The organism is Streptomyces thermoviolaceus, assembly GCF_045209695.1.
GTDB lineage: Bacteria > Actinomycetota > Actinomycetes > Streptomycetales > Streptomycetaceae > Streptomyces > Streptomyces thermoviolaceus.
On sequence record NZ_CP109280.1, the window covers coordinates 121,996 to 143,793 of the forward strand.

Genomic DNA, 21,798 nt, shown 5'->3' on the forward strand with positions numbered 1-21,798 from the left:
TTCGATCATGCGTCGGCCGACACAGCCGATCACTCTCTGAGTCCGAGACAGGAGCAGAAGCGACCATGATCATGAAGCGTTCCCACGCGATCACCGCGGGTATCGCGGCCGCCGCGGCGCTGACCGCGACCGGCATCACCTACGCCACGGCCGCCCCCGTCCCCGAGGCGGCCCCGGCCGTGCAGGCGGCCCCGGCCCCCGCGCCCGCCCAGGCCCCCGCGCCCGCGCAGGCCCCCATGGGCGGTGACAACGGCAACAACAGCAAGGGCAACGAGGGCAACGACCACGACGACTACGACCACGACAAGGGTGGCCACCACCGCGACAAGAAGCACGACGAGGGGTGGATCCACATCAACGAGCGGTCGTACTCGGCGCACCCGACCGGCTGCGTCACCGTCGTGAGCGGACTGGGGTCGAAGACCTTCAACATCCGCAACGACAGCCGCAAGACCGTCGAGGTGTTCCGCGGCGCCACCTGCGACAACGGTGCCCCCATCGCCACCGTCGGCCCGCACAGCACCAGCAACGGCGTCGACCCCGGCTGCTTCAAGGGCGTCAAGGTCAAGGACGGCGTGGTGGCCAGCTTCCGGATCGTCCACCGTCACGACCACGGGGGTGGCAAGGGCGACTACTGAGCCGTCCACGACACCTGGGCACCGCCCCGGGTGACGCAGGACCCCGGCCAGCCGTAATCGGGCCGGGGCTCCACCCCGAGGCAAGGCACCGGACCCCGGCCCTGTACCAGCGGGCCGGGGTCCGGTGTACTGTGCGCCGACACATGGGAGCGGACGAGCACCGGAGGGCACGTGGGCGAGGCCTGCGTCGTACTGGACGTCGGAGGCGTGCTGGAGATCACGGCGCCGACGGGGTGGGAGGCACGCTGGGAGAAGCGGCTCGGCCTGCCGCCGGGCACCGTGGACGAGCGGCTGGACGACGTGTGGCGCGCCGGCGCCGTCGGCCGCATGGGCGAGCAGGAGGTCCGCGAGCAGGTGGCCGCCCGCCTGGGGCTGGACGCACCCCAGGCCGAGGCGTTCCTGGACGATCTGTGGACCGAGTACCTGGGTACGGCGAACGAGGAGCTCATCGCCTACGTGCGCGGCCTGCGGGGACGGTGCGGGCTGGGCATCCTCAGCAACAGCTTCGTCGGTGCGCGGGAGCGGGAGGCGGCGGCGTACGGCTTCGACCAGCTGGTCGATCATGTCGACCACATCGTCTACTCGCACGAGATCGGGGTCGGCAAACCGGACCCGCGCGCGTTCCGGGCGGCGTGCGACGCGCTGGGCGCGGCCCCTGAGGACTGTCTGTTCATCGACGACGCCGCCCCCAACGTGGAGGCCGCCCGGGCACTGGGCATGCAGGCGCATCTGTTCCGGGACAACGCCGCCACGATCGCCCGGATCGCCGCGCATCTGGACGCCGGGCCCGTGCCCGAGGGGCCTGTCCCGGTCGGCTGACGCAGCGTCCGCCCGCCCGCGCCCGCGGCCGGGAACCGGCGGGCGGACACCTCAGTCCAGGCGGCACACCGTGTGCGGGTCGGCCCCCTTCGGCCCGGGCGGTGCGGTGAGCCGTTCCTCGCTGCCGGCCGGACGGCCGCACACGCTCTCCGACCGCACCGTGCCGTCCCGGTAGGTCACCCGCGTGATCTCGTAGCCGTGGCCGCGCTGGTCGGCGTACGGGCGGCTGCCGGCGAAGCTGACCGTCCCGACCGGCAGGTTGGGGTTGGGGCGCCAGCGCAGGTCGGCCCAGGTCTCCGCGGCGGACTGCGGCCGGTCCCCGTTCTTCGCGGCGCGGTAGAGCACCGCCGTGGCGCTGTAGGACATCGCCGTCTGCCCGCTGGAGAACATCGGGTCGCTCCAGGGGCGGGCCGGGTCGGTGAACGCCGGGGTCGGTGAGCCGACGGGCAGCAGAGCGGTGAGCGTGCGCTGCGCGTCCTCGTAGAAGCCGCGGGTCGCGGCGAGGTCCATCGGTGCGAGCGAGAAGTGATAGAGGGTCAGCTGCTCGGGGATCCGCAGGGTCTCCCCCTCGTCGTAGGCGCCCTTGGTGAGGTCGTCGCCGGTGAACACCGTGATGGGACGGCCGGAGCAGCCGGGCGTGGAGCCGAGCTGGGCCATGAGGTTGGGCACGTCGTCGACCCGGCCCGCGAAGTACACCGCCCGGGGCACCGGCTCGCTGGAGCAGATGGTGCCGACGGGCTCGGTGAGTTCCGGTTCCCCCTGTGCGCTGAGCCGGTAGCTGCGGGCCGGGGCGAGGGTGAAGCCCGCCTCGGCGAGCATGCGCCGACCGACCCTGGCCTGCTCGGTGGTGTACAGGTCCTTCTCGCTGCCGACGGACCGGGACAGCACCACCGCGTGCGCACCGGGCTCGCGGGCGGCCAGCTGCCGGGCCAGGACCAGCAGCGCGTCCGCCTCCTCCTCGTCGGTGGCGGCCAGGCCGAACCAGTTCGACAGCCGGCGCGCCAGATGGCTGCCGGAGTTCGTGGTGCTCACCACGGGCAGACCGGCCCTCTTGAGGATCCGGGCCGCCTGCTCGGTCTCCGTGGTGTCCCGGCCCATGCCGACCACCCCCACCACCGACCGGTCGTGCCGGGCCAGGTCGGCGATGTGCCGGGCCATGGGCAGCACGTGCAGCATGTTCTCACCGGCGTTCGCGATCACCACTTTTATCTTGGTGGGCTGGTCGGTGATCACGTTGGTGTAGTGCTGGTAGAGATACACGCCCGTGATCTCCTCCAGCCCCTTGCGGGTGCCGGCCGGGTCGGCCGCGGTGACGGGGCCGGCGTAGACGATCGTGACGTGCGGGTCCTGCGGTCCGATCGCCGCGTTCTCCGCCCTGATGGCCTCCTCGACGGTCTCGAAGGTGACGTCCTTGCCGATGCCGAACAGGCTCAGCCGGTTGCCCTTCGCCAGCCGGACGTCGCCGGTGGCCACCCCGATGCACTCGCCGTCCAGGCGCTCGGAGTCGGTGTTGACGCCCAGCAGCCGGCCCTGGCAGTACTCCTGGGCCAGCCGGTGGTTGCCGAGGAAGCCGGCGCCCAGGACGAGGGCCAGGATCACGATCAGGCAGGGCCGGGACCACAGCAGCCAGGCGGCCGTGCGGCGGATCCGGGTGGTGGTGTGCTGCACGGAGTGACGGTGCAGCAGTTCCTCGGTGGACAGCGGTATGCGCAGGATCCACGGCGAGGAGGCGGCCCGGCCCGGGGACTGGCCGATGTTCAGGCCGGTCACCCAGCGCTGGTACCGGGCGTCCGCGTTGGGGTTCTGCTCCTCGTCACCGGGGGCGATGCCCGGATCCGTCCCGGTTCCCCGGGGGCGCAGGCGCTCATGGGCCGGGACGGCGGCCAGGACCAGCAGCGGGTCGACCTCGCTGCGCCGGCTGCGCACGTCGCTGATGGCGCGGAGCAGCAGCAGGCCGCCGTTGTCCTCGGTGGCGCGCGGCAGGTACACCACGGGCGGCACGGTGCGTTTGCGCCGGCGCATGTCGAGGGTGTGCGGCCGGAAGTTCTGCCGCAGGTCCTCCAGGAGCGCCAGCACCCGCAGTTCCACGTGGAACTGGCGGGCCGTCGGGTCGCCCGCCTGTGCGGCGGCCACCTGCTGGGCCACCGCGAAGGCCCGGCCGCGGATGGTCTCCCAGGACTTCGCCGGCCGCCAGCGGGACCAGTCCGCGGCCTCCGGGCGCTCGCTGAGCGGAGCCAGGAAGGTCGTGGTGGCGAACCACCGGCTGGCCCGGCGCAGCCACAGCAGCGGCGGCGCGCTCCGCGCCAGCAGATGCCCCACACCGAACGCCACCAGGGCGAGGACGCCTCCCCACACGGCCGTGCGCCAGCCGCCCTCGCCCAGCAGCACGCTCAGGCAGGCGATGAACACCGCCCCGGCGAAACCGGAGGGGTTCATCACGGCCCCTGCCGTGTCCAGCAGGGCCGAGGTGCGCCGGCCGCCGGTGCCGTCCGTGCCGCCGGCGGGCCGCCAGCGCAGTTCGGCCAGCCGGCGCATCAGCCGCTCCCGGCGCTGCGGGGCCGTCCAGACCGTCGGCTCCTCCGGCCCGACCTCCGGGGCGGCCTGCTCGATGGCCCGCAGCAGCCGCGAGCACGGGAAGGAGAAGGGCTTGTACTGCGACTGCCGGTGGTTGTCCCAGGGGTGCTCGCACAGCTGGCGCACCATGCCGATCGCCGAGGAGTAGGCGTCCGGTCCGTCGCCGCCGTCGAGCCGCATGGCGAGCAGTCCGCGGGGCAGCTGGCTCTGGCGGACGAAGTCCACCACCCTGGCCACATGGCTGTCCAGCACGCCCGAGGGGTCCTGCTCCTCGGCCTGGAGCACCACCAGCGGGGTCACCGGCGGATTGCGGCGGAATCCGTCGATGAGCCGCCTCATCAGATCGAAGACCGTGTCCGCCGCCTCCAGCCCGGCGCTTCCGGTCCACACCTGTCTGCCCATCCGCTCCGCCCCCCGTGGCATCCGCCGGATCGAACCTGCCGCGCTCGATGGGGATACCCATACAGGAGCGGCGCCGCACCACGGAAGTGATGTGCACTTCCGCGGCGGACGCCGCCGCTGCCGGGGTCAGGACGCCGCGCGCTTGGGCAGCACCCAGTTCGGACGCGGGAAGTGGCAGGTGTACCCGTCCGGGTAACGCTGCAGGTAGTCCTGGTGCTCGGGCTCGGCCTCCCAGAACGGTCCGGCCGGCACGACCTCGGTGACCACCGGTCCCGGCCACAGGCCCGACGCGTTCACGTCGGCGATGGTGTCCTCGGCGATGCGCCGCTGCTCCTCGTCGAGGTAGAAGATCGCCGAGCGGTAGCTGGAGCCGATGTCGTTGCCCTGACGGTTCTTCGTCGTGGGGTCGTGGATCTGGAAGAAGAACTCCAGGATGGTGCGGTAGTCGGTCACGGCGGGGTCGTAGACGATCTCGACCGACTCGGCGTGCCCGTCGTGCCGCAGGTAGGTGGGGTGGGAGATCTCCCCACCGCTGTAGCCGACGCGGGTGGACACCACGCCGGGCAGCTTCCTGATCAGCTCCTGCATTCCCCAGAAGCATCCGCCCGCCAGCAGGGCCTTGCGTACGTCGTTGGTCATCTGCCTCACCTTCTCTGCGAGCCAGCCAACGTTCTCCACGGCCGTTCTGTTCCCGGGGCCCCGGCCGGTACTCCCGGTGGCGCTCCGCGGCGGCCCGCGCACCGGCGGGAACCGGTCACGCTCCTCCGGCCCGGCAGGCCGTGTCCGCCCTCGGCCCGGGGCATCGAGACGGTCCGCGGCCCCGGCCCGGGGCGAGGCCCCGGGCCGCGGGTGAGCCGGCGCCGTCGCCGCCGCGTCCCGCTCGGGTGCGCCGGGGGATGCCGTCGCCTACCGTGGCCCACGGCACCGCCGTCCCCTCACGTCTCTTCTTCTGTTCTTCCGTTCTTCTCCTGTCGAGGAGGCCACCGTGACCGACCGGCCGCCCCTGCCCCCGTTCACCCGTGACACCGCCGCGCAGAAGGTCCAGGCCGCCGAGGACGCCTGGAACACACGGGATCCCGAGAAGGTCGCGCTCGCCTACTCGGAGGACTCCGTCTGGCGCAACCGTGACCTGTTCCTCACCGGCCGCGCCGAGATCGTCGCCTTCCTCACCGACAAGTGGCGGCGCGAGCTGGACTACGCGCTGCGCAAGGAGCTGTGGGCCTTCGACGACGACCGCATCGCGGTGCGGTTCCAGTACGAGTGGCACGACACCGACGGGCAGTGGTGGCGGTCGTACGGCAACGAGCTGTGGGAGTTCGACCGCCACGGCCTGATGACGCGGCGCGAGGCGAGCATCAACGACGTGCCCATCGCCGAGCACGAGCGCCGCATCCACGGCCCGCGCCCCGCCGGCGAACGGGGCCGTCCCCTCCCGCTGCGCTGAGGTACGGCGGGGCTGCCACGAGGCCCGTCCGGGCGGAGAGCACGGTGCGCGACGCCGTGCCCCACCGGGCGCGGCGCGGCCGCGTCCCGCGCTTTCGGCCTCTCGGCCTTTCCGCCTGCTAGCCGCCGAAGTTGAGGGAGCCGTGGATGTCCCGTGCCTGGACGACGTTCGTCTGGGTGCCGCCGGAGACGGTGTTGTGCACGTCGCCCCGGCCGGTGGTCTCCTCGCGGGCGGCCTCCGCCTGCCGGCGCCACAGCTGGAGGGCCTCGGCGAACGCCGGGTCCTGCCGGGCACGCCGGGCCAGCACCTCGGCCAGCTCACGGGCCCGCCGCGCGTCGTCGCTCGCCTCGTCCAGCGCCCGCCACTGCTCCTCGCCCTCGGGCGTGAGGTCCTCGCCGTCCGCGGCGGCAGCCCGGGAGCGGCGGCGCACCAGGTCCCGCAGGGACGTCCACAGCTGCTGGCCCGCGGCGCTCGCGGCACCGCCGGCCAGCGTCATGAGCAGTTCGGGTGCGATCGGGTCCACGGCCACCCCCGTGTGTCGGCGCATGCGTCGGAACCCGAGAGTAACGCTTCGCTGACGCGGAGCACCCGACTGGGCTAGTGTGATTCTCGTGACGGATCGTGCCGAAGCCTGCGCGCTGGCCAACGAGTTCACGGCGGCCCTCGCCCGCCAGCAGGAGCTCGCCCTGCGCCGCGAGGAGATCGTCACCCGGCTGCACGAGGAGGTCGAGCGGCTGCGGCGGGGCGAGACGCAGACGGCGCTGGACCTCGTGCGCCACTCGCTGATCCGGCTGCACGACCGGATCCTGCGTCAGGCCGAGCAGGTGAACGGGCCGTTGGAGGCCGAGCAGGTGCGGGAGCTGCTGACCGCGCTGGCCGACGAGGCGGCGGACGCCGTGGCCGGGACGGGCGTGGAGCGGGAGGTGCCGGAGCCGGGCGAGCGGTTCGACCGGGAGCGGCACCGTCCGGTGGGCCGGGTCCGTGCCGCGGCGCCGGAGGAGGACCTGACGGTGGCCCAGGTGGTGGCGGCCGGGTTCGTGCAGGGGGACCGGGTGGTGCGCAAGGCCGAGGTGGTGGTCGCCCGGTGGGACGCGGAGGCGGGCTGAGGCCTCGGCGCGCGCCCGCGGACGGCGCGGGGCGAGCGGACGACGACGGACGGGGGTGAGGCCGCATGGCCGTGTACGGAATCGATCTCGGGACCACCTACTCGTGCATCGCACGGCTCGACGAGGTGGGGCGGCCGACGGTGCTGCGCAATCTCGAAGGGGAGGACACCACGCCGTCGGTCGTCTACTTCGAGAGCGCCGACAGCGTCGTCGTCGGGCAGAGCGCCAAGGACGCCACCGTCCTCGATCCCGACCACGTGGTGCAGCTGATCAAACGGGACATGGGCGAGTCGGTGCCGCGGGACTTCCACGGGCGCAGCTACACCCCGGAGGAGATCTCCGCCCGGATCCTGCGCAAGCTGGCCGACGACGCGCAGATCACCGGCGGCGAGCCCGTGCGGGACGTGGTGATCACGGTACCCGCGTACTTCGGGCTGGCCGAACGCGACGCCACCAGGAAGGCCGGGGAGATCGCCGGACTGCGCGTGCTGGACGTGGTGGCCGAGCCCATCGCGGCGGCCCTGGACTACGGGGCCCTGGACGGCGGAGAGGACCGTCCCGACCGGGCGCTGCTCGTCTACGACCTGGGAGGCGGCACCTTCGACACCACCGTGCTGACCCTGCGCGGGCGCGACCTGAGCGTGCTGTGCACCGACGGCGCCAAGGAGCTGGGCGGCAGCGACATCGACGACCGGGTGGTGCTCCACCTGGTGGAGCGGTTCCGGCAGCGTTTTCCCGACGCCGGTGACCCGCTGTCCGACCCGCAGTCGGAGACCCAGCTGCGCAAGGACGCCGAGGAGGCGAAGAAGGCGCTGTCCTTCCGGGAGCGCTACACGGTGCGGGTCATGCACCAGGGCCTGGTGGAGCCGGTGGAGCTGACCCGCTCGCTGCTGACGGACCTCTCCCGCGATCTGCTCGACCGCACCCTGGACATCACCCGCCGCACCCTCGACCTCGCGGCGGAACGCGGCGTGACCCGTTTCGACGACGTGCTGCTGGTGGGCGGCGCGACCAAGATGCCGGCCGTCGCGGAGGCCCTGCGCAGCGAGTTCGGGTTCGCGCCGCGGCTGCACAACCCGGACCTGGCGGTGGCCCGCGGTGCCGCGCTGTACGCCCGGGACCGGGCCGCCCGGCTCGTCGCCGACGGCGAACTGCCCGCCGATCAGGTCCCTCAGCTGCCCGACGGTCTGACCCACCGGCCCTACGAGATCACCACGGTCGCCTCCCGCGGCTACGGCATCAAGGTCACCGACCCGGACACCGAGCGGATGTACGTCACCCATCTCGTGCACGCCAACGACGTGCTGCCCGCCTCCGTGACCGACGACTTCCACACGCTGCGCGCCGGGCAGCGGCGGGTGCTGATCGAGGTGATGGAGCAGGCGGGCGCGGTGGAGTCGGAGGAGGTGGAGCACAACACGGTCGTGGCCCACGGCACGCTGCGGATCCCGCCGGACAAGCCGGCCCGCTGGCCGTTCCAGTGCGTGTTCACCCTCGACACCTCCGGGCTGCTCACGGTCGTGGCCACCGAACGGGAGACCGGCGAGCAGATCGAGATCTCCGTGCAGATCGGCGGTCTCACCCAGGAGGCGGTCGACGAGGCACGGGTCGCCATGACACGCCAGCGCATCAGCTGACCGGGGCACCGGCGGGCACGGGGGACACGGGCGACCGACGGACGACGGACAGGGAACGGGGGTGAGCGGGCCGTGGCGTTCGACGAGGCGCGCTACCGACGCGAGGTGCTCGACGCCGGCCTGCCCGTGCCGGAGGACCTCCGCATCCGCTACCAGCTGCCGCCGGACCTGGACCCGGACGGGATCGCCGACGTCGTGACGGCGGTGCGCGCCTGCTGGCGCCGCCACCGTACCCGGCTGAAGTACCGCCCGGTCGTCGAGGAACTCGAGGCCGGGTACCTGCTGCACGCCCCCCTGCTCAGGGCCGCCGCCGACGGCGACACCGCACCGCTGCGGGAGGCCCTCGGCACCCAGGAGCAGCGCTCCCGCGCGGAGCGGGAACGGCTGCACGACGCGCTGCTGGAGGCGGCGGGCGGACTCGGTCTGCTCGCCGAGACCACCGCCTGGGACCTGGCCACCGCCCACGGGGTCGGCCCGGAGCAGGTGCGGCGGATGCTGCCGGACCTCGGGCTGCGCATCGCCGACCCCGACCGGCTGCCGCGCACCCCGCCGCATCCCGCCTACGGCCGCTGCGCCGGCCATCTCCAGGTGCTGCGGCTGCGCCACCTCGCCGACTTCCTCGCCACCGGCACGCCCGGCGGCCGTGCCGACGGGCCGGTCCGGGTTTTCGGCGGCCCCGGCGGCGGTCCTGCCGCCCCGGCGGACGAGGCCGGCGTCCAGGCGGCCGCCCGCCGCTGGGCCCGGCTGCCGCACGGTGCCGCGCACACCGCCGCGCAGGCCGTGGTCGCCGCCGTCCGTGTCGTGCTGTCCGAGCAGGGTGAGGCGGGGCTCGCCCAGGCGCTGCTGTACGACCTGGCCGAGCCGTTGCGGCGCCGCCGCGCCGCCCGCGCCACGCCCGCCACGCTGCTCGACCATGCGCTCAGGGAGCTGTCGGTGGCCGAGGAGGACGCCCGCCGGCTGGTGTTCGCGGTGCTGCACGAGACGGACGAGGACCCGGCGGTGCGGCGGCTGCGGCAGCTGGCCGCGGACGGCCGGCTGGCGGAGGCGGCGTCCGTCGCGGACCGGGTGCCCGAGGACATGCTGCCCGAGGAGGCACGCGAGCTGGCCGGGCATGTCCGCGCCCGGCTGGCCGAGGCCCGTGCGCTGGTGGAGCAGGCCCGTCGGCTGCCGTCGGCGGCCTCCGACCGGGCGTGGGAGCTGCTGGAGCGGGCCGAGGAGACGGTCCGCGACCTGCCGGAGGCGGACGCGGTGCGCCGCGCGCTGCCCGTGCCGCCCGCCACCGGCGTCACCGCCGACGCGGACGGCACCGGCGTCACCGTCCGCTGGCAGCCCTCCCCGGCCACCACGGGCAGCCCCGAGCACATCCTGCTGCGCACCGCGTCACGTCCGCCGCGCGACGCCGGCGACGCCGCCGCGACCCGGATCGCGCTGCCGTCGGCGCACGCCACCTCGTGCACGGATCCGACGCCGCCGCCGTGCGTCCCGCTGTACTACGCCGTCGTGGTCCGCCGGGCCGCGGAACCCGGCAGTCCGTACTCCCCGCCGGCGGTGTGCGGACCCGTCGTGCACCTGCCGGAGGTGTCCGCGGTGCGCGTGACCGCCGGGGACGGCGAGGTCCGGGCCGGCTGGACCTGTCCCGCGCCGGCCCGCACGGTGGAGGTCCACCGGGTGGGGCCCGACGGCACCGAGACCCCGGTCCCGGCCCGCCGCGACGGGTTCACCGAGCGCGGGCTCGACAACGGCACGGCCTACCGGTACCGCATCCGCGCCGTGTACGACGCCGTGGCCGGCACCGGCGGCGACGGCCCGGTGCGCACCGCGGGCGTGTGGCACACCGTCACGCCGCTGACCGCGCCGGAACCCGTGGCGCGGCTGGAGCTCGAACCGGTGCCCGGGGCACCGGGCACCCTGCGCGCCCGCTGCCCCGAGCCGGCCTTGGGGGTGGTGCGGCTGTACGGCTTCGACGGCCCGCCTCCGTGGCCGGCCGGCACCCGGCTGCGCCTCGCCGAGCTGCCCGCGCGGCCGCTGCCGACCCGCCGGGAACCCGACGGCCGGCGGGTGGGCCCGCTGTCCCGGCCCACGGTGGTGCTCGCCGTCACCCAGGCCGGAGAGCACTGCGTGGTCGGCGCACACGCGCTCGCCTGTCCGCACCCCCTGGGGCCGCTGGTGCTCTCCCGGCACGGCGGGCCCGGGGCGACCGCCGTGTTCGACTGGCCGTCGGGTGCCGGGGAGGAGGCCGAGGTGGTCTGGCGTGTTCCCGGCACCGACGGCACCGGGCGCCGCGTGATCACCCGGGCGGGCTACCGCGCCGAGGGAGGGGTGCGGCTGCCGGTGCCGGACGGCGCCGCGGTCGAGGCGGAGGTACGGCCGGTGGTGACGGTGGGCGGGCTGCGCGCCCACGGCCCGGTGGCACGTGCCGCGCTGCCCGCCCGTGCCGAGGCCGCCTACCGGATCGTCCGGAGCGGGCTGCCCGGCCGGCGCACGGTCACCGCCGTGTTCACCGCGCCCGCGGACACGCACGCCCGGCGGCTGCTGCTGGTGCGCTCGCACGGACCGGTGTGGCCGCTGGAACCGGGCGACGGGGAGATCCTCGCGCAGGCCGCCGACGTCACCCTCGGACCCGGCCACGACGTGCGGCTGTCCGTACGGCTGGGACGCGGACCGGGCCGGTGGCTGCGGTGTTTCGCCGAGGGCGACGGCCTGGTGCTGCGCGACCCGCCGCACTCGACGCTCCTGGCCCGCTGAGATCGGCGGGTCACCGGGGCGGCACATCGACGCTGGACGACGGGGAAGGGAGGGCGATGCGGTGAGACGGCCCGGGCGGCGCACCTGGGTGTGCCCGCACTGTTTCCGGCGCATCGGCCGTGACCGGCTCGCCTTTCGATGCCCGACTCCGGGCTGCGACGGCCGCGGCCTGTCCCGGGCCGACCCGCTCGCCGCCACCGCGGTGTGCGCCGGCTGCGGCCGCGCCACGACCCGGGTGTGCTGCACCGTGTGCGGCGACCGCCTGCCCGAGGGGTATCTGCGCACGCCGGGCCGGTTCGTCGCGCTGGCCGGACCGGTCGGGTCGGGCAAGAGCACCTACATCGGGGTCCTGGTGCACGAGTTGCTGCACACCCTGGGCGCCGAGCTGGGCGCCGCCCTGGTGCCCTGCGACGACGACACCATGGCGGACTACCACGAACGCTACGAGCGGCATCTGTACGGGGCGCAGCGCACCGTGCCCAAGACCGCCGAGCACGACGGCGGGCGGCCCCTGGTCCACCGGCTGTCCCGGACCCGGCGCGGCCGCTGGGGGCGGCGCCGGGACGAGGTGCTGACGCTGGTGTTCCTCGACACCGCGGGCGAGCACTTCGCCTCCCAGGAGCGGCTGGAGACCGAGCTGCGCTATCTCGCCGCCGCCGATGCGGTGATCGTCCTGGTGGATCCGCTGGACCTGCCGGGCGCCCCGGTGCACGGCCCGGGCGGTGCCCCCGGCCGCTCGGGCGAGGTGCTGGTCCGGGTCCTGAACCATCTGCGCAGCGTCCACGGCATCGGCGGCGCGGACCGGCTGCGTCTTCCGGTGGCGGTCGCGGTGACCAAGGCCGATCTGCTGTGGCCGCACCTGCCGGACACCTCGGCGCTGCACCGCACCCGGCGGCCCGGTCCGGTGTTCGACGCGGAGGACCGTCTCGCGGTCCACACCGAGCTGCGGGCGCTGTTGCGGCGTTGGCAGGAGGACCAGCTCGCCCTGCGGCTGGAGCAGCTGTGCGCCGATCACCAGTTGTTCGCGGTGTCCACGCTCGGCACCGCGCCGCAGGCGGGCGGCGCCCTCGGCCACGGCGGTCTGGTGCGACCGCACCGCGTGGAGGACCCGCTGCTGTGGCTGCTGCACCGGTTCGGGGCCTTGGACCGGGGGTGAAGGCCGCCCGGACACACTGCATGTCGGTCCGCTGCCGCGGCGACCGGCGCCCGACGCCCCTGCTGCGGACGGCACCGCGGCCGGACGGCCCGAGCCCACGGCACAGGCCCGCCCCACGGCACAGGCCCGGTCCACGGCCCGGAGGAGACGGCACAGAAGAGACGGCACAGAGGAGAAAGGACGCAGCGGTATGGCCGGACAGGCCCACTACACCTCGGCCCCGCCGGGCGTCAGCGGCCGGTACGGCGGGTTCCGGTTCACTGCCGTCTCCCCGGCGGCCCGGCCCGCCCTGGAGATGCTGCGCCCGCTGACCGCCGGCACCGCACCGCCCGGCGCCGAGGGGCCCGGCGACTTCCCCGCCGTCCTCGCCTACGACCGGCCCACCGAGGACCGGGCGGTGTGGACCCTGACCCGGTTCACCGGGCGGGACTACAGCGGCCGTTCCGGCAACCGCTTCTGCCATGTCCTGGTCGCCGCCCCCGCCGAGCTGACCGGGCTGCGCCCCGTCGACCTGTGGGACAGTCCCCACTGGGCCGCCGTGCCCGCCGCCGACGACGGCCACGACCTGCCCGACCTCGCCCGGCTCGAGCCCGGCCGGACCGTCGGACCGGACCGGGTGAGCCGCCTGCTGCAGGTCTCGGGCGAGCCCGGCGCACGGCTGCTGGAGCGGCTGCTGGCCGAGACGCTGCGGGCGCTGGCCGGGGAGGGCCCCGGCGTCACCCTGGTCTCCGAGGACCCGTCGCGGGTCCTCGACTGGATCACCGCCGTCTGCTACGCCCTGCCCGCCGGGCTCGCCGCCCGTCTGACGTTCACGACGTACACGGCCCGCCCCCAGGACGAGCGGCGGCACCTGGCCGGCACCCTGCCGCAGACCGCCGGCCGTGCCCGCGGCCCCGTCCTGCCCCTCGGCCCGGCCTGTGGCACCGCCCGGGCCGGCGGTCTCCCGCCTGCCGCCGTCGCGCCGGCGTGTCCCGCTGCCCGCTTCCTCGCCCGGGCCTGGGCGGACGGCGACCTCGACGCGCTGGACACGGCCGCCGACCTGTGGGAGGCGGCGCCCCGCGACGGGACCTCGGCCGAGGCCGCCGCGGAGGGGGTGCGCGGGCTGCGGGCCGCCTGCGCGCTGCTCGACGCCGGCCCTGCGCGGGAACCGGAGGACCGTCCGGCCGGCCCGGACGGCACCGCAGACGATGCCGACTGCCGTGCCGGTGGTGAGGTGCCGTCCTGGCTGGACCGTTTCGCGGCGGCGGGCCGCACGCTGCCGGAGTCCGCGCAGCGACGGCTGGCCGGCCGCGCCGTCCCGTTCGGTCTGCCGGTCGCCGTGCGGCTCGCCTCGCTCGCCCCGGCGGTGCGGGAGCAGGTGCGGCAGGAGGTCGAGGCGGCCCTGGCGGACGGAGCCGTCACGTCCGCCGCGCCCGGCGACGGCGAGCCGGGCGGGAAGGACGGACGGCTGACCGGGTTCGTCCGGGCGTTGACGGGCTTGCGGCTGCCGGACGTGCGGGTGCGTCCCGAGGCGGTGCGGGACGCTGCGGCCCGGCACCTGCTCCGGCCCGCCGGCCACGGGGCACCGGCTCCCCTCGGTGACGTGCGGGCCGCGCTCGACGCGCTGCCCGAGCCGTACCGGGGGGCTGTTGTCGCCGGTCTGCTGGCCGCCCTGGAGGACTCGCCGGACCTGCGGGCCGCCGCGCTCGACGCGCAGCTGTGCGCCTTCCTCGCGGACGAGGGGCTCGATCCGTTGCGCGAGGACGGCGACACGCGGCGGGAGGCGGACCCGCTCGCGGCCGCCCCGCGCACGGCCCTGCACGTGCTGCGCCGTGCCGCCGGACCGGACCCCGCCCGCGCCGCCCGGCGCGTCCTGCGCCTGTACCGGGCGGGCCTGCTGACGGAGACCGAGACGTACGACGCGGTGCGCGAACTGGCGTGCGCCGACGTGCCGCAGCGGGCCTCGCGCCTGCCGTGGCGGCGCGGCGGGGCACGCGGGAAGGAGTGAGGCCGTGGGCAACCCCGTCGTTGCGCTCCTGCAGGCCGCCCTGTTGTCGGTGACGGTCGCCGGGTACAGCCTGGCGGTCACCCTGCCCCGCATGCTGGCGGCCGGTGCGCGAGGGGTGTGGCGGGTCTTCGGTGCGGCACCGGCCGCCCGGGCCCCGGGCGGCGAACCGGCCCGTCCCGTGTACGCGGTGGTCACCGCGCCGCGTGACCTCGCCTCCGCCTGGCGCGAGACGCTGGCCGAGCAGAGCCGGCTGCTGGAGGAGCCGGAGCGGTTCCTGATCGGCCGGCTGCGCCGGGCGAACGGTGCCACGGACAGGCGCGACGGCCTCGGCCCGGCGGGCGTGGTGCTGTATCCGGTGCTGGTCGCCTCCCTGGTCGTCGTCATCCTGGTCACGGCGGCGCTGTGCCTGGTCCCGGTGCTGTCCGCGCTGCTGGTGTGGGGGCTGGGCTGCGCGGTGTGGGTGCCGTGGTGGGCGCTGTGGGCGACCGTGGCACGGGTGGAGCAGGCCCTGTTCCGGCGGCCGGCGCCGTGCCCGTATCCCGACTGCGGCCGTACCGTCCGCCGTCCGGTGGTGCTCTGCCCGTCCTGTGGCGCCCGGCACCGCCGTCTGCTGCCCGGCCGCCACGGCGCCCTCGTCCACCGCTGCCGGTGCGGCGCGCGCCTGCCGGCCGTGGGCCGGCCGAGGCACGGGACGGTGTGCTGCCCGTCCTGCTCGCGCGCCGTGCCCGCCGGGTACGACAGGGCGCGGGTGGTGGTCGTGGCCGGTGGTGCGGACGGCGTACGGGAGGCGGTGCACCGGCGGGTGCTGACCGCCCTGGGCGCGCCGGACGACGCCCAGCCGCCGCTGGTGCGGGGCACGGACCGGCCCCTGCTGCTCTTCGCCCCGCCGCACGACGCCTACGACAGCCAGGAGGCCGTGGGCCGTCTGGACGTGCTGCGCCATGCCGACGGGCTGCTGCTCGTGGTGGGGGATCCAGCCGTCCACCACGCCGACGTCCGGGCCGTGCAGCGGGTCCTGAACGCGCTGGCGGCCCTGCCCGCCCGCCGCCGACCGCGGCGTGCGGCCCTGCTGTACCCGTCGGCGCCGCCCGGCGAGGACAGCGCCGTGCGCCGACGGCTCGCGCAGGACGGGGGCGGCCATCTGCTGCGGGCCGTCGAGGCGAGCGGTGCCCGGGTGCGGTGCGTCGGCGGTGCGGACGACGCGGCGGGCCTGGCCGGCACGGTGCGGTGGCTGGCCGGGGCCGACCGGGGGCCGGCGCCGGACGGGCATCTGACCGCTCCCGTGCCCGCCCGTGAGCCCGGCCGGCCTGCCGGGTGGCGGCACCGGCTCGGCCGCGGGGTGCTGCTGAGCGTGCACGCCGGCGGCGCACTGGTGCTGCCGATGCTCCTGGTGGCGCTGGAGGCACGCGTGCTGCCGCCGCACGCGCTGTTCGGCGCCGCCGGCGCCTACGACGCCTGGCGTCACCCGTTGACCGCCACCGTGCACCAGGTGGACATCCTCGCCACCACCACGCGGGACTGGCCCCGGCTGATGGCCAGTCATTCCGCTCCCGGACATCCGCCGTCGTCGGTCCTGCCCGGACACGACGGGTACTGGTCCGTCGAGGGCGCGCCCGGTCCGGACAACTGGCTGCGCATCGATCTCGGCCTTCCGCTGCCCCTGAGCGAGGTCTCCTACGACTTCGTGCCGGACAGTGTGCCGGCGCCGCACGGGTCGCTGCTGTGGTCGCCCGGCTCTCTCACCGCGCAGCGCGGCAGCCGTGTCTACCACCCTCCCGTCTCCCCGGAGGAGCGCACACGGCGCGTCGGCGACGGCTTCTTCCCCGAGGCGTACGGCTGGGACGTCCCCATCCCCGACAGCGCCGGCCCGCTCGACGCCCTCCGGATCGGCCTGGGCGGTTTTGCCACGGACACGGCCTACGAGGAGCAGTTGCGGCTGCGCGAGGTCCACGTCCGGTGGACCACCTCCGACGCGCTGCGGCTGCACCCGGAGGACCGGGGCCGGCTGCGCGTCGAGAACACCACCGGCCGCGACCTCGCCCTCGACGTCCAGCCGCTCACGCTCCCCGAGGGCGTGCGCGCCGGCCTGGTGGATCCTCCGCCCCGCGTCCTGCCGGCGCGGAGCTCGACGGTGATCCGCTGGCGTCTGACCGGGGTGCCGTCCACCGGACGTGTTCCGGTGGCCTACGCGGTCGCCGCCAGCGAGGACGGGCACACGGTCACCGCCCGCTGTCTGGGACTGGTCGACGGGGCCGGCCGGACGCAGTCGCTGTGCTGAGCCGGCCGCCGCGGGGACGGGGTGCGGCGGGGGCTCAGCCGGTGCCGGCGGGCCGCCAGCGCTCTTGGGCGAAGTCGGCGAGGGCGGCGGCGAGCTGCGGGTCCACGTCGTCCGTCAGCCCCAGCGCCAGCACGTGGTACCAGCCGCCGCCCAGCCGGAGACGGCGGCCGGGCACCGGCGCCCCGTCGCGCAGGCGCACCTGCAGGGAGTAGGTGGGGGTCTGCAGGCCGTGCAGGGAGACCCGGCGTACCGCGATCTGTGTCACGTCCGTCCAGGCGTAGTGGGCGTGCAACCGTCCGAAGCGGCCGCGCACGGCCTGACGGGTGAGTTCGAGCTCCCACCGCCGGCTCGGCATCGCCAGGCCCAGCAGGCAGAGCAGGATCCCGAGGACGGGGAAGAACAGCAGGGAGACCCAGCCGGTGGCTTCGCGCCACTGCCCGGTCACGGAGAACCGGACGGCGGTCATCACGGTCAGGCTGGCGATCACCGGCCAGTGGGCCATGGGCACCCGCCGTGAGCGGCCCCGCACCAGGAAGCGGTCGGCGGTGCGCTCGACGTGCATGCCGCGGAAGACCGAGGGCTCCTGACGGGTGCTCAGGACCGTCTCACCGCTTCTGCGGTCCGTGCCGTCCGCGCTCTGTGGCCGCCCTCGCCCGCCGGAGGTCTGCGCACGGGCGGCGGCCGGAGCCGGCTGCGGCGGACGGCCCTCGTCCACGGCAGAGGGCGAGCGGCCCGCGAGGTGGTCCTGGAGCCGGCGGTTGCGGAACCGGTAGGTGCCGCCGGAGCGCTGCAGCAGACCGGCCGTGCGGGCGTCCTCCAGGAACGTCATCAGCGACCACGGCACCCGTCCGGTCGTCGCGAGCGTCGCCTTGGCCAGCAGCCAGCGGCTCGACGGGCTGACCAGGAACAGGGCCGCCGACGCCCCCAGCCAGGCGATGAAACCCGGCCACAGGCCGTCCCCGCCGCTCAGCTCGTAGAACGCCGCGGTCCCCAGGCCGATGAGCGGGGCCACCAGGGTGACGGTGGCCAGCAGCGCCGACCGTTCGCCGCGCAGCAGCTCCGTGGGGGTGGCCGCGTCCAGGGCGTCGGCGGGAGCGGCGACCACCACCATCATGACGGCGGGCAGCAGCATGCCCACCGCCAGCAGCACCAGCACGGCATCGTGGCCGCCGAACGCGTACAGCGCCAGCAGCAGCACGGCCACCGCCGGGACGCCGTTGAGCACGGCCAGACGGGCCAGCGGGCCGACGCGGGAGTGCCGTTCGGCGGCGCGCAGCGCCGCGATGAACAGCAGCGGGTTGGCGGTGCGGCGCGGCTGGGCGAGCCGGTGGCCGAAGTAGTGTTCGGCCGCCCATCGGGCCACGGTCGCGTAGACGACCCCGCCCAGCACCGTCGACCGCACGCTCATCTCCCCGAGAAGGCTGTCGGCCGCGTATCCGGCCGACACCAGGTCGATCAGCAGGGACACGACGATGCCGGCGGCGATCAGCGCGGGCAGCGCCAGCAGGCGCGGCAGCGGCGCCTGCGACAGGCGCCACCAGGCCAGTTCGGACTCGCCTCGGCGGCTCAGCTGCCGGGCCAGGAAGGCCAGCCAGACCCTGGCCCGCTGCGGGTCCCAGGGGCGCGGCGGGTGCAGCCGGCCGTCGTCGGGAGGCAGGCGGGGGAACGCCGCGGGCACGATCCGGTCCAGCAGATGCGTCTCGACGGATCTGCGGTCGGGGAAACGGCCGTCCACCAGTTCGCGCGGGTCGGCGGGGGCGGCGGCGTACGTCTGCCGGACCAGCCACACCATCAGTGGGCTGCTCAGCGCCTGGGCCAGGGGCCCGGACGGCTCGTCGGTCAGCGCACGGACCAGCGGTGCCCAGGCGTCCGCGCGGCCCGTGTGCCGGGCCACCTGATCCAGGTAGCGGGCCACGTCCCGGGGCCGCAGCGGCAGCGACTCGATCACCGTGGCGTTCTCCAGGGCGTGGCCGGACGCGCTCAGTGCCTCGTAGGCGTCGGTGCGGGAGACGAGCACGGCGTCGCCGTCCGTGCCGAGCCCCTCGGCCAGGGCGTCGAGGACCTCCGCGCGGCGTGGTGCGGGCAGTTCGTCCAGTCCGTCCAGGACCGGCAGCACCCGACGCCGCCGCACCAGCAGCCCGGCCGGGTGTTCTCCGTCGACGAACGGCAGCCCGGGGTGGTCGAGCCGCAGCCTCTCCTCCAGCCAGGCGGCCAGCGACAGCCGCCGGGTGTCCCAGGACTCCAAGGACAGCAGCAGCGGAACGGGCGTGTCCGGCTGCGCCGGGTTCCGCGGCTCGGTGCCGTGGCCCTGCCGTGACGCGATGCCGAGTTTGCGGGCGAGGAGGTCCAGGGTGAGCAGCACGGCGAGGACCGTCTTGCCGGAGCCGCCGCTGCCGAGGACCACGAGCCGGCGATGCGGCAGGCCGAGGAAGGTGTCCGCCAGGGAGCTGCCGGTGTCCGCCCACAGGGACTGCCCCGTCGAGGGCACCCGAGCGCTCGGCGTCCACCGCACCGGCAGCGGCGCCGGACGGGCCATCCGCCAGGCGTCCGCCTCGGCCCGCCACTGGCCGAGCAGGCTGAGCGCCAGCCGCCGTTCGGCGGCCGCCTGCGGGTCCTCCGGCTCCGGCGCACGCAGCGTCAGGTTCAGGTCGCCGTGCAGCACCCCGACCTGGATCAGATGATCCGCCGTGCTGTTGACGACGGTGTTGCTGATGGACGGCTGCGCACCGCCCGCGTCCCGATCGCTCATACCCCGAGCCCCCCGTGCCGACCGGCCCCACTGTACTGAGCTGACGCCCCGTTGGTTCCCCGTTCGGCGGACACGGACACCGCGGGCCGTGCGCGTTCTCCGGGCGGACGGGGCCCGGTCCCGGCGGCCGGCCCGACGAGGGCACCGGTCGGCACGGCGGGGTCACCGATCGACCCGACCGGCTCACCGGCTCTCCGGGCCGGGACGACCGGCACACCGGCGGGCACGACCGGCACACCGGCCGGTCCGGCCGTCTCGGCCGACTGTCCTTGCCGAGGCAGAATCGACAGGCAAACTTGGCAGTTTTCCTGTCGAACTCCTAGGCTGGAGGCATGGACACACCCGATCGTTCACGGTCGGCGGAGGAGCTGATGGCCGTGGTGTCCCAGCTCAACCGCCGGATGCGGGCCGCCTCCCCGCAGGGCTCCCTGTCTCCGTCGCAGCGCATCGTGCTGGGCCGTCTGCACGACGGTCCCGCCACGACCGCGGCGCTCGCCCGCGCCGAGCAGGTGCGCCCGCAGTCGATGCGGGTGACCCTGGCCGCGCTGGAGGAGTCCGGCCTGGTCGAGCGCAGCCCGCATCCGACCGACGGCCGTCAGGTCGTCTTCTCGCTCACCGAGTCCGGGCGACGGCGGCTGACGGAGCTGCGGCAGGCCAAGGAGACCTGGCTGGCGGACGCCATCGCGACCCGGCTGGACACCGACGAGCAGCGTGTTCTGGCGCAGGCGGTCGAGCTGATGAAGCGGCTGGTGCAGTCGTGACCCGGACCGGTTCCGCCTCCTCCGTCACACCCGCCGGGGCGCCGCGGCGCGGGCGGGCGCCGGCCGGTGCCGCGCGCGAGGACGGGTTCGGGCCGCGACTGATCACCCCGTTGCTGCTCGGTTCGGTCCTCAATCCGGTCAACTCCACGATGATCGCCACCGCGCTGGCGTCCATCGGTGCCGATCTGCACGTCGGCGCGGCGCAGACGGCGTGGCTGGTGGCCTGTCTGTATCTGGCGAGCGCCGTCGGCCAGCCCGCCATGGGACGGATGGTCGATCTGTTCGGGCCGCGACGGGTCTTCCTGGCCGGGCTGGTGCTGGTCTGCGCGGCGGGCCTGGTCGGCACGCTCCTGCCGTCCCTGGGCTGGCTGATCGTCTCCCGGGTGCTGCTGGGCCTCGGCACCTCGGCCGCGTATCCGGCGGCGATGGCGCTGCTGCGGGCGGAGTCCCGGCGTCTGGGACGGGAGACTCCGCGTCCCGTGCTCGGCCTGCTGTCGCTGGCCGGGCTGTCCAGCGCGGCGGTCGGGCCGGTGCTCGGCGGACTGCTGTCGTCCACCCTGGGCTGGCGGGCCATCTTCGCGGTGAACGTCCCCCTGGCGTCGGCCGCGCTGGTCCTGGCGGTGCGGTGGCTGCCGGCCGACGACCGGAGGCACGACGGCGACGACGCGCACCGGGAGACGGCGAGGAGCACGGACGGGCACGGGGAACACCGGACGAGCCGGGCCGCGTCGCTCGACCCGCTGGGCCTCGTGCTGTTCACCGCGACCCTGGTGACGCTGATGCTGTTCCTGATGCACCTGGACCGGCCCGAGTGGTGGCTGCTGCCGCCGGCCGCCGTCCTGGGCGGGGCACTGGTGTGGTGGGAACGGCACCGCCGAGCCCCCTTCATCGACGTGCGCATGCTGATGCGCAACCGCGCGCTCGCGACCACGTATCTCCGGCACGGCATGACCTACCTGGTCATCTACTGCGTGATGTACGGCTATGCGCAGTGGCTGGAGGACGCGCACGGCCTGTCGTCCTTCACCGCGGGACTCGTGATGCTGCCGATGTCGGTGGCGGCGGCCGTCTGCTCGCTGCTGGGGGCGCGGACGAAGGGCGTACGGGCGCCGCTGACCGTGGCCGCCGTGCTGCTCGCCGCGGGCAGCGGGCTGCTGCTGCTCACCGGTCACCGCACCCCGATGGCCGTGCTGCTGCCGGCCGCCGTGCTGTTCGGGCTGCCGCAGGGACTGGCGTCCACCGGCAACCAGGCCGCCGTCTACGCCCAGGCGCCCCACGGCGGCATGGGCGCCGCGGCCGGCCTGCAGCGGACCTCGCAGTATCTCGGCGCCATCACCGCCGCCGGCCTGCACCGCCTGGCCGCCGTCACCGCCGTACTGGGCGTGGGCCTGATCCTGCTGACCGTCGCGGACCCCGCTCTGCGGAGCAGGACCGCACACCGCCGCCGCTGAACGCCCCGCGCCTGCCGAACCCGGGCATTCGTGACAGTGCTTGTACAAGCA

General features: G+C 75.3%; 15 protein-coding genes. 11 read left to right on the plus strand and 4 right to left on the minus strand.

Annotated features, from left to right (window positions below):
- Positions 1–65 precede the first annotated feature (65 nt).
- Complete coding sequence (locus OG899_RS00585; protein WP_229814309.1) at positions 66–638, plus strand: hypothetical protein; 573 nt, start codon at positions 66–68, stop codon at positions 636–638.
- Between the two features lie 171 nt (positions 639–809).
- Entirely contained in the window at positions 810–1,457 is a 648-nt protein-coding gene (locus OG899_RS00590) for an HAD family phosphatase (RefSeq protein ID WP_125497292.1), read from the plus strand.
- Positions 1,458–1,508: 51 nt separating this feature from the next.
- Here OG899_RS00590 and OG899_RS00595 read toward each other — a convergent pair whose 3' ends face one another.
- On the minus strand, positions 1,509–4,433 hold the full coding sequence (locus OG899_RS00595) for an ABC transporter substrate-binding protein (RefSeq protein ID WP_125497293.1): 2,925 nt from the start codon (positions 4,431–4,433) through the stop codon (positions 1,509–1,511).
- A gap of 126 nt (positions 4,434–4,559) precedes the next feature.
- On the minus strand, positions 4,560–5,072 hold the full coding sequence (msrA, locus tag OG899_RS00600) for a peptide-methionine (S)-S-oxide reductase MsrA (protein WP_125497294.1): 513 nt from the start codon (positions 5,070–5,072) through the stop codon (positions 4,560–4,562).
- Positions 5,073–5,418: 346 nt separating this feature from the next.
- Between msrA and OG899_RS00605 the strand changes: the two genes are divergently transcribed.
- Positions 5,419–5,877 carry a nuclear transport factor 2 family protein gene (locus OG899_RS00605; protein ID WP_125497295.1) on the plus strand — a complete coding sequence of 153 codons (459 nt, stop codon included), beginning with the start codon at positions 5,419–5,421 and terminating at the stop codon, positions 5,875–5,877.
- Positions 5,878–5,995: 118 nt separating this feature from the next.
- Here the strand turns inward: OG899_RS00605 and OG899_RS00610 are convergent, their stop codons facing one another.
- Positions 5,996–6,424 carry a hypothetical protein gene (locus OG899_RS00610; protein ID WP_206345787.1) on the minus strand — a complete coding sequence of 143 codons (429 nt, stop codon included), beginning with the start codon at positions 6,422–6,424 and terminating at the stop codon, positions 5,996–5,998.
- Positions 6,425–6,488: 64 nt separating this feature from the next.
- Here OG899_RS00610 and OG899_RS00615 point away from each other — a divergent pair, with 64 nt between their 5' ends.
- From OG899_RS00615 to OG899_RS00640, 6 genes are all read left to right on the plus strand, one after another.
- Positions 6,489–6,983: a nucleotide exchange factor GrpE gene (locus OG899_RS00615; protein WP_229814311.1), complete on the plus strand. Its 495-nt coding sequence runs from the start codon at positions 6,489–6,491 to the stop codon at positions 6,981–6,983.
- Between the two features lie 65 nt (positions 6,984–7,048).
- Positions 7,049–8,620, plus strand: a complete 1,572-nt coding sequence (locus tag OG899_RS00620; protein WP_125497297.1) for an Hsp70 family protein — start codon at positions 7,049–7,051, stop codon at positions 8,618–8,620.
- 72 nt (positions 8,621–8,692) lie between these two features.
- Positions 8,693–11,365 (plus strand): hypothetical protein, encoded by a 2,673-nt coding sequence (locus OG899_RS00625; protein WP_189428325.1) that lies wholly within the window; start codon positions 8,693–8,695, stop codon positions 11,363–11,365.
- Positions 11,366–11,426: 61 nt separating this feature from the next.
- A complete protein-coding gene (locus OG899_RS00630) occupies positions 11,427–12,521 on the plus strand; it encodes a TRAFAC clade GTPase domain-containing protein (protein ID WP_229814429.1) in 1,095 nt (364 codons plus the stop codon).
- A gap of 190 nt (positions 12,522–12,711) precedes the next feature.
- Positions 12,712–14,508: a hypothetical protein gene (locus OG899_RS00635; protein WP_168132131.1), complete on the plus strand. Its 1,797-nt coding sequence runs from the start codon at positions 12,712–12,714 to the stop codon at positions 14,506–14,508.
- A gap of 4 nt (positions 14,509–14,512) precedes the next feature.
- Positions 14,513–16,786, plus strand: coding sequence for a hypothetical protein (locus tag OG899_RS00640; RefSeq protein ID WP_406310856.1), 2,274 nt, complete (start codon positions 14,513–14,515; stop codon positions 16,784–16,786).
- Positions 16,787–16,820: 34 nt separating this feature from the next.
- Here OG899_RS00640 and OG899_RS00645 read toward each other — a convergent pair whose 3' ends face one another.
- Positions 16,821–19,535 (minus strand): NACHT domain-containing protein, encoded by a 2,715-nt coding sequence (locus OG899_RS00645; protein WP_406310857.1) that lies wholly within the window; start codon positions 19,533–19,535, stop codon positions 16,821–16,823.
- A gap of 332 nt (positions 19,536–19,867) precedes the next feature.
- Between OG899_RS00645 and OG899_RS00650 the strand changes: the two genes are divergently transcribed.
- Both OG899_RS00650 and OG899_RS00655 read left to right on the plus strand, forming a co-directional pair.
- A complete protein-coding gene (locus OG899_RS00650; protein WP_125497302.1) occupies positions 19,868–20,296 on the plus strand; it encodes a MarR family winged helix-turn-helix transcriptional regulator in 429 nt (142 codons plus the stop codon).
- On the plus strand, positions 20,293–21,747 hold the full coding sequence (locus OG899_RS00655) for an MFS transporter (RefSeq protein WP_406310858.1): 1,455 nt from the start codon (positions 20,293–20,295) through the stop codon (positions 21,745–21,747). Before OG899_RS00650 ends, OG899_RS00655 begins: the two co-directional genes overlap by 4 nt.
- The last annotated feature ends 51 nt before the right edge of the window (positions 21,748–21,798 follow it).